The organism is Chthoniobacterales bacterium (assembly GCA_036569045.1).
In the GTDB taxonomy this organism is placed as follows: domain Bacteria; phylum Verrucomicrobiota; class Verrucomicrobiia; order Chthoniobacterales; family JAATET01; genus JAATET01.
This window is the reverse complement of record DATCRI010000017.1, coordinates 44,691-57,196: the sequence shown is the minus strand read 5'-3', so window position 1 is coordinate 57,196 and position 12,506 is coordinate 44,691. Positions and strand designations below refer to the sequence as shown.

Genomic DNA, 12,506 nt, shown 5'->3' with positions numbered 1-12,506 from the left:
GGTTGTTGTTGCCGGGCTCGCCGGTCGTCGAGGTGTAGTTGATGGGATCGGTGCCGCGGAGGGCCCATTCCTGGGCGTCGGCGGCCTGCGTGTAGTCGAGCAGCCGGGTCTGATCGAGGGCGAACTGGGAATCGATCCAGTTCGTGTAGGCGGCGATGCGATTGCCCCCGGCGTCATTCACGCTGTCGACCAGGGCGTCGATGTTGGCCTGGGTGGGCCCGAAGGTGGACTGGATGAGGAATCGGGCGACGTCGCGTCGGAGGTCCTCGCCGGTGAGTGTCTCGATCGGCGGGGGATCCGCGGGCGTGGGTGGATTCGCCGAGCCGTTGCTGAGCAAGTAGGGGCCGCGAATCTCGCCATCGGGGTAGTTGCCGGTGAGGACGTTCACGGAAATCGTGCCGGCAAAGAGGGCGTCGAGCACGGCCTGATCCGTCGAGAAAAACTGCGCCGCGACGATCGACCACACGCTGCCGGAGACTTGGCCGCGAGGCAGGCCCTTGATGTCGCCGCCGCTGCCCGGAGCGTAGATGTGCGCGGCGGCCTGGGCGGAGGTGAGACTGCTGAACGTGAGGTCGACGAGGGCCTCGCTGTTGTCACCGCGGAGATGGACGGTCGAGATGCCGGAGGCGGAGGACGTCACGCCGGAATCCGGCGCGAGAAAGGCGAGAAAGGTGCGGTCGTTGGCCGGATCGCGCGAGGCATCGCAGATCGAGACGGCCGCGCTGCTGCTTGCGCCGAGCTGATATTTCGGGCTGGCCGGAATCGTGAGCGTGAGCATTTCGGGCACTTCCCGGAGACTGTCCGCGACGGGCACGACGCGCAGGTCGACGCTCGTTGCGCCAAAGGGAAGGGTGACGCTGTCCGTGATCGGCTGACCGGCGGCGTCCTCGAGCCGATAGTCACCGGCGCTCGCGGAGCCCTTTTGCGCGTTCGGATTGCCGCTGCGCGTGAGGGAAATCGTGAGCGGGGCGAGGCCGTTCGTGCGGGTGATCCGGAGCGCACCGACCGTGCCGTCTTTTTCGTAGGCCGTGGCCGTGATGGCATCGAAGCTCACGGTATTCGCGCCAGTGCCGAGGCGCTGGCCGAGCGTGACGCCGTCGTCCTGCCCGGCGACGGCGCTCTGCGCCTTCGAGGGGTCGAATCCCGGGAGCTGCCGCTCTTCCCAATCGCTCAGCCCGTCGTTGTCGGTGTCCACATCGTCCACGCTCACGGCGAAGAACACAGCGGGATCCGAGCCGGGCGGCGCGTGGAATTCCAGGGACGATCCGGTGGCGAGCTGCGCGGCACCCTCCGCGGTCCATGATCCCGGGGCGAGGCTGGAACTGCGCATGATCCGGTAGCGCTTGCCGGGCTGGGTTTTCACGGTGAGCACGATGTCGCCGCCCGCGGGTTGCACGCTGGAAATTCCCGTGCGGGATTGAGCGTCAAAGGGATCCGTGCCATTCGCGGCCTCGGTGCCATTGCTCTGGCCGTCGCCGTCCGCGTCCTCCGCTGGCGCGAGAGATTGCGCGCTGTAGCGCTGCTCCCAGACGTCACTCAGGCCGTTTCCGTTCCCGTCAAAGCCCCACGCAGGCAGGAGCGACGCCGCGCCGGCGAAGGCTGCGCAAACGACGGAGAGCCGGGAGGGGGAGTTCACGGGAGGAGGGGAACCTTGGGGAGACTACGCCATTTTGGAAATTGCGCCTGCATTATCGTGGCAAGGAGTGATTTTTCGGCACGCGGGTCGAAACAACCGAGTCGCCGACGCCTTAGGGTGAGATCGCTCCGGAACGCGCATTGGATTTATTCGGAGCCATTCGATGTCGGCGGCACACCGGCTGTTTGGCCAAATTTCAGAGGCTGGTCGGGATCGATGCGATGAACCACGGCCTCGATCCCGCGATCGCCAGCGGCCGCGAGAACCTCCGCGACGAAGGCGGAGTCGGGCTCGCGAGCAAAGATGACGACGCGTTCCTTCGTGGAATCGAGCGAGGCCAGTTGCTCCTTCCACGGCGGCGCGCTGGCGCTTTCCTGAAGATCGAGATCGAGGTTCCCGGAAAGGGTCGCACGCAGGTTGACCCGGTAGCCGCCGACGAGGAGTTCGCGGGCGCTGATGGCGTTGATGTAGCCGGTGTTCACGCGGCCGGCTGCCGCGAGTTCCTTTTTCAGGATGGGCTCGGCCTGCTTGCGGGCCTCCTCGATCGGCACGGGATAAAGCCGGTCGCCGCGGGCTTCGAAATAACGCCAGTTCTTCGGGGCGGGCCGCTCCGCCCGCGATTTGGCAAAGGCCGCCCAGGCCGGGCGGGCCGCTCCGTCGGCGTCGAACAGCGCGAAGGCTTCCCACATCCCCGCCCCGCACCATTCCGGACTCCAGGAATAGACGGACGCGATGGCCGGCTCGTGCGCGCAGTAATCGAGGAAGTCTTTCAGCCAGCGTTGCTGACCCTCGGGCGTGAGCGGGTAGCCGGGAGTCGCCTTCTTCCATCGCGAGAACTGGCCTTTGAAGTCCGCGGTGCTCGGATAGCCGCTCTCCGGCACGATGATCGGGCGATCGATCGCGGCGTGCAGCGCGCGGACGACCGCGCCGAACTGCGACATCTCGAGCGAGCCGCCGATGTTCGATGACGGGAAATACGAGAGGCCCGCGTAATCCACGCGAACGTCGTGCGCGAGCATGAACCGGAAGAAGGCGATGCAGAAATCCGCGTCCCACCAGTGCGAAATGTGCAGAAGAAATTTCGCGTCCGGGTCCGCTTCGAGCACGCCCTGCTGGCTTGCGCGAATGAGTTCCGCCGCCTGGGGCCAGCAGGTCCGCGAGAGGCCCTCGGCATTTTTCCTGGTGCTCTTGCCCGGATAAACGCCGCAGATCCCGTAGTCGATCTCGTTGCCGATTTCGTAGAGGTGACTGCGCAGGCCGACTTTTCGGAAATGCGTGACGATGTCGCGGGAATAGGCGCGCACGGCTTCGGCGCGCTTCGGCAGGTCGAGGTCTCTCCAGATGGTCGGCGCGGGTTGTTTCATAAGGTCCGCCCAATCCTCGCTGAGAAAAATGACGAGATACGGCTCCAGCCCGCCGGCCAGCGCGCGCTTCACAATTTCGGTCGCGTAGTTTTTGCCATTCGGGCCGTCGTCACCTGTCCACAGACGCACGCGAAACCCCCGCACGCCGCGAGCCGCCATGCCCGTGAAGAGATCCTCCTTCCTGCCGTCCCAGTTCCACGTCCGCCCGGCCTTCTCCATGCCGAGCGAGTAGTTGGCATCCACGCCCGCGAAGGCGTCGTCTGTCGCGGGCCCGGCTGGCAAAATCGTCGGGATCGCCAGGAGGATGGCGAGCACGCGAGGGAAAGCTCCAGACATGGGATTCAGGCAAGCAGGGCGCGATCCAGAATCGCGGCCGATCGCCTAATCCGGAAACAATCCCGGCTGCGGCTCGATGCCCAGACCGGACGCCGCGGGCGGCTGGAGCACGCCTCGATCAAAGCGCCAGCCGAGGAATGGATCGTCACCGATCAACCACGCGCCGTCGAGATCGGCATGGTCGGTTCGTTGGGCGATCGCGGCGCCGGCGGCGATCAATGCGCTGCTTTCCAGCATGCAGCCGACCATGAGCTGCCGGCCGAGTTCACGGCCGCGTCGCGCCATCCGGCGGGCGGGCGTGAGGCCGCCGCATTTCACGAGCTTGATGTTGAAGCCGGAGAATCTTTCCGCGACACGCTCGACGTCGGCTTCGGTGACGCAGCTCTCGTCCGCGAAGGTCGGGAGGGCGAGCCCCGCCGGGAGAGCGTCGTCCGCATCAACGGGAAGAGGTTGTTCGAGGAAGTTCACGCCGAGCTGCGCGAGCTCCCGGGTGAGCGCGGCGAGGTCGCGCCCGGTCCACGCACAGTTGGCGTCCACCGCGAGCAGGGCATCGCTGCGCTCGCGGACGAATCGCACCGTCGCAAGATCGGCCGTGGCGTCGGATTTGATCTTGATGCAGGGAAAGCCGGCGAGTTCGGCGACTTTCTCGGGAAGCTCCTCTGCGGTGGAAAGGCCGATCGTGCAAAAGGTCTTCACCGGTGTGGCGGGCTGATTCCAGGCGAGCTCGGTGACCGATTTTCGCTCTCGACGAGCGAGCCAATCCCACAGCGCGAGGTCGATCGCGCACTGGGCCGCGCGGGAGGGGCGGAGGCGAGTCCAGCCTTCGTTCCAGGCAGCTTCGAGCTCGGCGACGGTCGTGATCTCGAGCCTTTCGAGCCAGTCGCGGGCGGCCTCGAGACGGGCGCCGACGCCTTCCCACGTCTCGTCGTAGAAAGCATTCGGCGACGCCTCCCCGTAGCCTGCGATGCCGTCGTGCTCGAGCCGCACGAAGACGTTGCGCACCTCGCGCCGACGAGCCCGGCTGATCCGGAATACGCGGCGCGGATGCAGTTCGCGGGTGACCCAGGTGAGCTTCATCGGCGGATTATCTTTTCACGATGCGGCGGTTTCTGGAAGCGTTGCGGCCACGCGCGAATGTCCGGGGGCCCTCTTCATCCACAAGTTCTCGGCTTCTCCGTCCTCGGGCGGGAAATTCTGGCCTGGCGAAATTTCGATCCCGCCGCGCCGCCGCCGAATCTTACGCTGCTGATCGGCGGCCAGCATGGCGACGAACCCGCGACGGTGGACCTGCTGGAAAGCTTCCGCCGGCTCGAGCTGGCGGAGCCGGTGGCAATCATTTCCTGCGCGAATCCCGACGGACTCGAGGCCGGGACGCGGGTGAACGCCCGTGGCGTGGACCCCAACCGCAACTGCGGCTTCAACTGGCGCGCCGATAGCGAGGAGCCCCCGGGCCCGGCGCCGTGGTCCGAGCCGGAGACGCGCATCCTGCGCGACGCCATCCTCGGGTGGCGACCGGCGAAGATCGTCGCCCTGCATTGGGCGCTTGCGGAGCTCGATGCCGATGGTGCGCAATCCACGCCGCTTGCCGAGGCCATGTGGGCCGCACCTTCGCCCGGGCAGCGGGCGCCCTATCGACTTCGGGTGACGGATCCCCTCCGCGGCCAGCATCATCTCCAGCTGATCCAGGCGGACTGCCCCGGCTCGCTCGGGCAGTGGTGCGGCTATGGGCTTGCGTATCCCGACGGCTCCGCGCCCGCAATGATCACGCTCGAGCTGCCCTACGACCCCGCGATGCCGCGGCCGGGCGCGCTTCCCGACGATCACCTGGTGACGATGCACGAGCGGTGGCGCCACGATGCCGTCGGCTATCTCGAGGCGGTGGAGCCCGGCGTGCACGCAATGCTGCGGGCGGCATGCCGATTTGCGGGCGGAACATTCGCAAGCAGCGATCAAACATTCGCAAGCGACCGTTAGCGATCGTCGTGGTCCGGCTTCTAGGGTCGCCGCGCTCATGGATGCCGAAGACAATTCCTTTCGCCGGTCGGAAGCCGGATCTGCCGGACGTGCGCTCCATGCCGATGCGCTGACGGCGCGGTTGCTCGCGATCGCCACGCCAGGCAATGCGCGCCGCTCCGGGGAGTGCTGCTCCATCCGGCTTTGGAACGAATTTGCGCAGATGCTGCATGGCGCGCCGAAGCTGGGCGAAGTGCTTGTCGTGACCGGCAACGAGGGCGCGATTCTCGGCGAGCGGCGGGAGTATCCCGCGCTCACCTTCAGCGAGAATTTCCTGCGGGCGCAGGCCGTGGATGGTTCGCTCGACATCGAGTTCGTGCCGTGGGGCGGCGGCGCGGTCGTGTGCCATCATCACGGCGGCAGTGGCGCCTCGCAGACGATCGAGTTTCGCGATTGCACGAATGCGGTGATCCACAAGGTCTGCCTCACGGGCAGCAGCTTGCCGGACCGATTTGTCGAGTGGGTGGAACATCATCAGGCCATCGGCGAATTTACGAATGCCGCGCCCGCTCCGGCGTTCGCCCCCTCGCGCTGGCAAACCGTGCAACAGCGGCACTGGCTCGACTACGACGAGGTGGTGGAGCTGCCCGGGCAGGCGCTCGAAGGCATCCTGCAATATGCGTGTGAGCAGGAGGCGACGCTGCGTGTCGTCGTCGGCAACGAAGGGATCGTGCAGAGCAGCGAACTCACGCCGCGCAGCGTGCGAGCGCGGGGATCGTGGCTCTTTACCAGCGACGATACGGTCGGGCTGCATTTCGATCCCGACCGGCTCTCCACGCAAGTCCTGCACGGCCCGGCCGCGCGCAACGGGCGTCACGCGAGCCTGCAATTCAAATCATTTTCCGAAGACGGCGCCCTGCGCCTCGCGCTCGCCGCGCCGGCGGGCATGGCCGAGGACGAATGGGCGGATTTCCTGAACACCGCCATCGACCATTTATGAAACCACCGATCACCATTCTGTTCGCCACCATGACGGGCAACGCCGAAGGCTGCGCCATCGACCTCGAACTCGCGCTGAAGGAGCGCGGCTTCACCGCCCGGAAGGAAAATCTCGCGCACTACGATGCGTCGTCTCTTGCCAGGGAGTCGATCGCGCTGCTTGTGGTGAGCACGTGGGGCGAAGGCGAGCCGCCGGACGACGCCATCCCCTTCTACGAAGACCTCCAGGTGCTCAAGGCCGGCAGCCTGAGCGCCCTCCGCTTCGCCGTCTTTGCACTCGGAGACTCGAGCTACGATGAGTTCTGCGGCTTTGGCCGGAATTGCGATCAGTTGCTCGAGAACGCCGGAGCGACTCGCCTGTTGCCGTGCGAGGTCTGCGATCTGGACCACGACGAACGGCTGCCGCGCTGGGCGTGCGAACTGGCCGACGCGATCGAGGCAAACGCCGCCGCGGTCGAGTAGCGGTTACTCGCCGTAGAGTCGATGCGCCGAGCGGAGGCGGTCCTTCAGGGCGTTGACCGCCGCGAGGCGCAGGTTTGCGGAGAAGAAAAGATGGCCGCGATGTCCCGCGAGGTGTTCGCCGCGCACGAAGGCATCCGGCATCGCCTCCAGCCGGTCGATGAACGGTCGGTAAATGGCCCGAAGCTGGCCAAAGGCGACGGGGCAGAGTGGGCGATCCTCCGACTGCCGCCGGCAGCGCGGTGCGAAGTCTCGAAACTCCTCCGCGTCGAAGCCGAGGAAGTCGCGGATCGCGTCGAGATTTTCCCAAAGGGCCTCGTAGCGCACGAAGAGCGTGGGGTGGATGAGGTGGCGCTCGAAATAGTTGTCGAAATGGCGCTCGAAGCCGAAGAGATCGCGTCCGCCCCGGGCGTAGTCCTCGATCGTCATTTCCGGGCCGGGGCGGGGGCCGCGACATCCGCGCTGGAGCTTGCGCGCCTGCGGCGTCTGATAGCCGCGACGGAACAGTGAAATGATCGCCGGCACGGGGTCACCGAAAAGGTAGATGTAGCGGAAACGCGGATTGAAGCTCACCGGCGGCACGGGCAGGTGCTTCAGGCTGTCCTCGTCGCAAAGGGAGTTCACGCAACGCCGCCCGGCAAAATGCGAGATCAGCCGCGTCGTGGCAACCCCGCCGGCCGAAACCACGCAAAACTCCATTTCCCTGGGCACCCTTTTCGCCATGGCCGTTCAGCGCGAAAGGTGCCGACACCCGGGGTCGTCTGCCCGCTGACGCAAGCGGGCGAGGAGGAGCGATCCCATGGACGTGTCTTAGCAAACCCTCGCCTTGCGCGGCGAATGATTTCTCGACGCGGCGCATGTTTTCCGGGTGGATTCCTCGACAGCGCTTGTTCCCCGGCGATACGCTCGGCTTCATGAAGCCGTTCTCTCTCAGCGCTTTTGTCGCTGCGTGCGCTCTTGCCGTTTCCGCCTTCATTCCCGCGCAAGCGCTGGCGGCCAATTACACGATCAGCCTCACGAATGCGACCGGCCTGCCCGCGCCGGATTATTCGATCTACGTGATGGGCTTCAGCACCGGCAGCAATCTCGTGCTTGGCCCGGCCGGCACGCTCGTCGCGGCGGGGGCCACGGTCTCGAGCTACCCGGTCGGCACCGGAGCGGGACAGATCAGCACGATCTCGCTGGACACGCTCACGGAGTTCAATGGGGGCCGCTTCTACTTCTTCATCGTGCAGAACGGCCAGTCCGCCCCGTCGGTCGACTTCGGCAAACAACCGCCGAATCCCGGTGGCGATCCCAGCTACCCGCCCTACACGATTGTCGAGATGACGATCCCGGCGCCGAATCCCTCGGCGCAGAACGCCACGGTCGATATCCAGACGGTCGACGGCTTTGTCTTCCCGGTCACGATCTCGATGAACGGCTCCTCGGCCGCAGGCAGCATCTACGGCCAGCCGCTCGGGAATTCCGCCATCACCCGCGCCTCCATCCTGTCGGCCTACACGACGTTCATGCAGGCCGAAGGCACGGCCGGCGCCCCGTATCTCGATCTCGTTTATCTGCCGGGCAGCATCGCCGGCCAGGCGGGGGGAATCCTGAATCCCGGCGCCTATCTCACCGCACAGGATTCCACCGGAAAGTTCCTCAATCTCACCAGTTCGCTCCACACGATCTTCAATACGGATCTCACGACGCTCTTTGGCTCCTCGACGCTGCAGGTGCAGGGCGTCGTTTCGAACCCCGCCGGCATTCCCGGCCAGTCCTACACCGTCGCCCCCGTGACGCAGACTTACCCCGGGACGAGCGTCTCGCTGCCCGCGCTGAAATTCACCGGCGCGACGGATGCCTCCGTGTTTTACATCTTCAATCCCGTTGGCGTTTCCACGCTCACCGACGACGCCGGCGACGAGATTCTCGGGAGCATTCACAATGCCGGCGGCGTGACCACGCTCACGCTGGCGTCCACCGTGAGCGGATTGACGACCGGCATGTTTGTCTCCGGCGCCGGTCTTACGCCAAACAGCTCGAACCAGTCCGTCACGACGATCTCCGCAATCAACGGCAACGTGCTCACGCTCTCTCCGCCCCTCGCCGGCGGCGATCCTGCGCCGAATTCGCAGTATATCTTCTCCAAGCAGCCCTACCTGGCGCTCATGCTCACCCCCGGTCAGATGGTCTTCGGGAACAGCGGCTTCTTTGCCGATAGCTCGATCCAGTTTACGCCGAATACCGCGCAATCCTCGGTGCTCGCCAGCCTCGAGAACTTCCTCGTCTCCGCGCTCAATCGCGGCGTCGGCGTCGCGTCCGCCGCGCTGAATCCCGCCACCACGCCCGGGAACAACGGCACCTCGCTCTACTGGGGCACGCAGGCGAACTGGTATCCCTCCGGCGTGACCCAGAATCTCTTCTCGCTCTTCATGCACGCCGGGGCCGTCGGCAGCACGCCGATCTTCCTGCTCCCGGCCGGCGCCAGCGCCAATGCCCGCGGCCAGATCATGGGCTCCGCCTACGGCTTTGCCTACGACGAGAACGGCGGCCCGATTCCGCCGGTGGTCGCCGGTCCCGAGGTGCCCTCGAAGTTCGACGGCACGGTGACCCCCGGCTCTTCGATGCAGCTGACCTTTGGGGCCTGGAGCGCTTCCACCGCGCCCGTTACCCCGACGATGAAGGTGGACGGCAAAAAGACGATCAAGACCACGAAGAGCACGGTGAAGCTCAAGGGCACCGCTACGGGCACGGGGATCGTCGTCAAATACAAGAAGAAGCCCGGCAAGAACCTCACCAAACACGTCGCGATCAAGGCCGGCGGCAAATGGCAGTTCAAGTTCAAGCCGCTCGTGAAAAAGACGGTCCTCAAGTTCTACGCGGAGAACTCGGCGGGCACTCACTCGAAGACGCAGAAGGTCACCGTCATCGACGAAGACAAATAGCCGCCCCGGCGCCGCGGCGGCCCGGGCGAACCGCGTGGCGGTTCAATGGCCGTCGCTGAAGAGGTAGTTCGTCCAGGACTTCATCCGCAGCAGCACCTTCCGCATGATCGCGAGGTGGTGCATGTGGTGGGTGTAGATTGCGACTTCGCCGGTGCTGCCCGGCACGATCTGGTATTTCGAGAGGTCGTCGGTGAACTCGATGGTCACAAGCATTCGGCCCGTTCCCCGGATCTGCTCGGGATCGACAAGGTTGCCGCTGGGCTGGAGCTGGCCCTGCGGAATGTAGGCGCCGACCATGTCGACCCTGGCCTTGAAGAACCGGCCCGGAACGGCGGGCAGGATGACCTCGGCGTCCGAATTCTGAATGATGCGCTGAGCGCTGTTCTGCAGGAAGGCGGCCGCGAAGACTGGCGCCTCCTTTGGCAGGAAGACCATCACCGGGCGCAGCGGGAGCGACGCCGCATACATGCCGGGCCGCAGGAACATTTGCACGACGGTGCCGTCCGACGGCGCGCGCACGACGGACTGCGCGAGGTTGAACTTCGCGGTATCGAGCTCGGCCTGCAATCGCGCGACCTCGGTATTCACGCCGCTGAGCGTGGCGTCCGCCTGCAATCGCGCGCGCTCGGCCTCGGACCGCGCCGCGGCCGCCGCGGCATCGGCTGCCTGGAAATCGGTCTTCGCCTTCTCGAATTGCGCCTGCGCGATCGAGCCGCTTGCGATGAGTTTCGTGGCCCGGTCGAAGATGTCCTTCGCGCCGGCTCGCGCCGCCTGGGCGGATTGAAATTGCTGCTGCGCACGATCTGCCGAGGCCCGCAGCTGGCTCGTGGCTTGCACGGCGTCGGCGAGGGCGGCTTCCTTGGCCTGAACCGCGTTCTTGAACGGCGCCGGGTCGATGCGAAAGAGCACGTCTCCGGCTTTCAAAGGCGTATTCGGCTGGACGGGGACGTCGACCACGACGCCGCTCACGCCGGGAACGATCGGCGTGGTCGTGAAATAAAACCGCGCCTGGCTGGTGAAGGGATGGTTGTAGTTCATCCCGAGCACCAGTGCGCCGATGAGGGCGATGCCGCCGAGCGCGGCCGTGAGCAGGGTGAATCCGTTGACGGGAATCTTGAACAGCTTGAATGCCGCGTAGGCGAATGCCGCGTAAGTGAGGATGAGCAGGAGATCCATGGTTACTCGGATTTCGGCGTTTTGGCGGTGGCGAGTTCGGCCTCGAGTTCCGCGATGCGGCTTTGCAGCGCGGCGACGTGATCATCCTTCGCTCCCGGCGAGGGAGGCGCGGTCTTGTCGGCGGGTTTCCCGGCATAGCCGTGCTCGGGATGATAGGCGTAGGCCCACAACCAGAGAAACGGCCAGATGGCGTGCAGCGTGAACAGGCTCACCCAGCCGCCGGCATGGATCGCATCCGCGTGCGGGTGATTCCGCGCCTTGGCGATGTTGTAGGGGATGTCGTGGATCGCGATCAACCCGTAGGCGAGCACCAGCACGACGAAAAAGAGGATCGCGAGGGCGAAATAGCTGAGACCATCCATCGCGCCAAGTGGGCCGCACATCTTGAGACGGTGCGAGACTATTTTTCTGGAAAATTACCGGGATCAGCCGACCGACCGGTCACTCCCCGCCCACGAGCAGCCGCCGCGCCTCGGCCAGCTCTTCGAGCTTCGCCGGACTCACCTGCGGGTAGTGCAAATCGAGCGAGGCCAGCGCATCGATCACCGCCGCGGCGACGATCACCCGCGTGAACCACTTGTTGTCCGCCGGCACCACATACCAAGGCGATTCCTTCGTCGCCGTGGCGCGGATCATCGCCTCATAGGCCTTCATGTATTCGTCCCAGTGGCCGCGCTCCTTCGCGTCGTTCGACGAGAACTTCCAGTTCTTCTCCGGCCGGTCGAGCCGGTCGAGAAAGCGGCGCTGCTGCTCGTCCTTCGAGACGTGGAGGAAAAACTTTCGCACGATCGTGCCGTTGCGATGGAGGTAGCTCTCGAAGTTTCGGATGTCCTCGAAGCGCTCTTTCCAGATGTGCTTTGTCACGCATTTCTTCGGCAGTTTCTGGCCCGCCAGAAATTCCGGATGGACGCGCACGACGAGCGTCTCCTCGTAGTAGCTGCGGTTGAAAATGCCGATCCGCCCGCGCTGGGGAAGCTCTTTCACACACCGCCAGAGGTAGTCGTGGTCGAGGTCTTCGTTCGACGGGCTCTTGAACGACGAGACCTGGCAGCCCTGCGGATTCACGCCCGACATCACGTGCTTGATCGTGCCGTCCTTGCCCGCGGCGTCCATCGCCTGGAAGACGAGGAGGATCGACCATCGGTCCTGCGCGTAGAGCGTGTCCTGCAACTCCGCGAGGGCCTCGATGCCCGTCTGCAGCGCGGCCTTCGCACGCGGCTTATCCTCGGATTTCAGCTCGCCCGTATCACCAGGATCGATATCCGCGAGGCGGAACTTTTTTCCGTTCGTCACGCGGTAGGGCTGGGAGAAACGACGGGCGGCGGCGATGACCTTGCGAGTTTTCATTTCTGGGGAGAACGGCTTGCGGATCGGTCAACCCTTGAGCCTGGCCCACCTTATCTTTCCGGATGGGAAACACGAGAACCAATCTGCGTTTCCCGAGCTGGCTGCGGGGGATTTTTTTGCGCCCGGACGGTTTCGGTGTGTCGCAATCATTCACACCCGTTGACGTGATATTCTTGTTTTTTGTCAGGGTGGACTGACTTAAGAAAGTCGGAATGCGTTTCCTCCCCGCTTCGGCTTCCATTTTGCTGCTGTTCCTGACGATTGGGTCGGCGACCGCATTTCTGGGAGGCTGCTCGAACGCCCGCA

General features: G+C 65.2%; 11 protein-coding genes. 4 read left to right on the top strand and 7 right to left on the bottom strand.

Going from position 1 to position 12,506, the window contains the following annotated elements; translation table 11 throughout:
• The 3 genes from VIM61_04405 to VIM61_04395 form a co-directional block, all read right to left on the bottom strand.
• On the bottom strand, positions 1-1,636 hold a 1,636-nt coding region (locus tag VIM61_04405; protein HEY8899630.1), incomplete at its 3' end, for a CHRD domain-containing protein.
• Positions 1,637-1,782: 146 nt separating this feature from the next.
• Positions 1,783-3,336, bottom strand: a complete 1,554-nt coding sequence (locus VIM61_04400) for a glycosyl hydrolase 53 family protein (GenBank protein HEY8899629.1) — start codon at positions 3,334-3,336, stop codon at positions 1,783-1,785.
• Positions 3,337-3,381: 45 nt separating this feature from the next.
• Positions 3,382-4,413, bottom strand: coding sequence for a dipeptide epimerase (locus VIM61_04395; GenBank protein ID HEY8899628.1), 1,032 nt, complete (start codon positions 4,411-4,413; stop codon positions 3,382-3,384).
• Between the two features lie 57 nt (positions 4,414-4,470).
• On the opposite strand from VIM61_04395, the gene VIM61_04390 reads away from it, so the two are divergent.
• The 3 genes from VIM61_04390 to VIM61_04380 are packed head-to-tail and all read left to right on the top strand — an operon-like array spanning position 4,471 to position 6,750.
• Positions 4,471-5,310 (top strand): M14 family zinc carboxypeptidase, encoded by an 840-nt coding sequence (locus VIM61_04390; protein ID HEY8899627.1) that lies wholly within the window; start codon positions 4,471-4,473, stop codon positions 5,308-5,310.
• A gap of 37 nt (positions 5,311-5,347) precedes the next feature.
• Positions 5,348-6,289, top strand: a complete 942-nt coding sequence (locus tag VIM61_04385; protein HEY8899626.1) for a hypothetical protein — start codon at positions 5,348-5,350, stop codon at positions 6,287-6,289.
• Entirely contained in the window at positions 6,286-6,750 is a 465-nt protein-coding gene (locus VIM61_04380; protein ID HEY8899625.1) for a flavodoxin domain-containing protein, read from the top strand. The genes VIM61_04385 and VIM61_04380 overlap by 4 nt, the downstream gene beginning before the upstream one ends.
• A 3-nt stretch (positions 6,751-6,753) precedes the next feature.
• Here the strand turns inward: VIM61_04380 and VIM61_04375 are convergent, their stop codons facing one another.
• Positions 6,754-7,470, bottom strand: a complete 717-nt coding sequence (locus tag VIM61_04375; protein ID HEY8899624.1) for a hypothetical protein — start codon at positions 7,468-7,470, stop codon at positions 6,754-6,756.
• A gap of 191 nt (positions 7,471-7,661) precedes the next feature.
• Here VIM61_04375 and VIM61_04370 point away from each other — a divergent pair, with 191 nt between their 5' ends.
• Positions 7,662-9,677, top strand: a complete 2,016-nt coding sequence (locus VIM61_04370; protein HEY8899623.1) for a hypothetical protein — start codon at positions 7,662-7,664, stop codon at positions 9,675-9,677.
• 42 nt (positions 9,678-9,719) lie between these two features.
• Here the strand turns inward: VIM61_04370 and VIM61_04365 are convergent, their stop codons facing one another.
• From VIM61_04365 to VIM61_04355, 3 genes are all read right to left on the bottom strand, one after another.
• Positions 9,720-10,853 (bottom strand): biotin/lipoyl-binding protein, encoded by a 1,134-nt coding sequence (locus VIM61_04365; protein HEY8899622.1) that lies wholly within the window; start codon positions 10,851-10,853, stop codon positions 9,720-9,722.
• A gap of 2 nt (positions 10,854-10,855) precedes the next feature.
• Complete coding sequence (locus VIM61_04360) at positions 10,856-11,215, bottom strand: DUF3302 domain-containing protein (GenBank protein HEY8899621.1); 360 nt, start codon at positions 11,213-11,215, stop codon at positions 10,856-10,858.
• A 79-nt stretch (positions 11,216-11,294) separates the two neighbouring features.
• A complete protein-coding gene (locus tag VIM61_04355; GenBank protein ID HEY8899620.1) occupies positions 11,295-12,200 on the bottom strand; it encodes a polyphosphate kinase 2 family protein in 906 nt (301 codons plus the stop codon).
• Positions 12,201-12,506 lie beyond the last annotated feature (306 nt).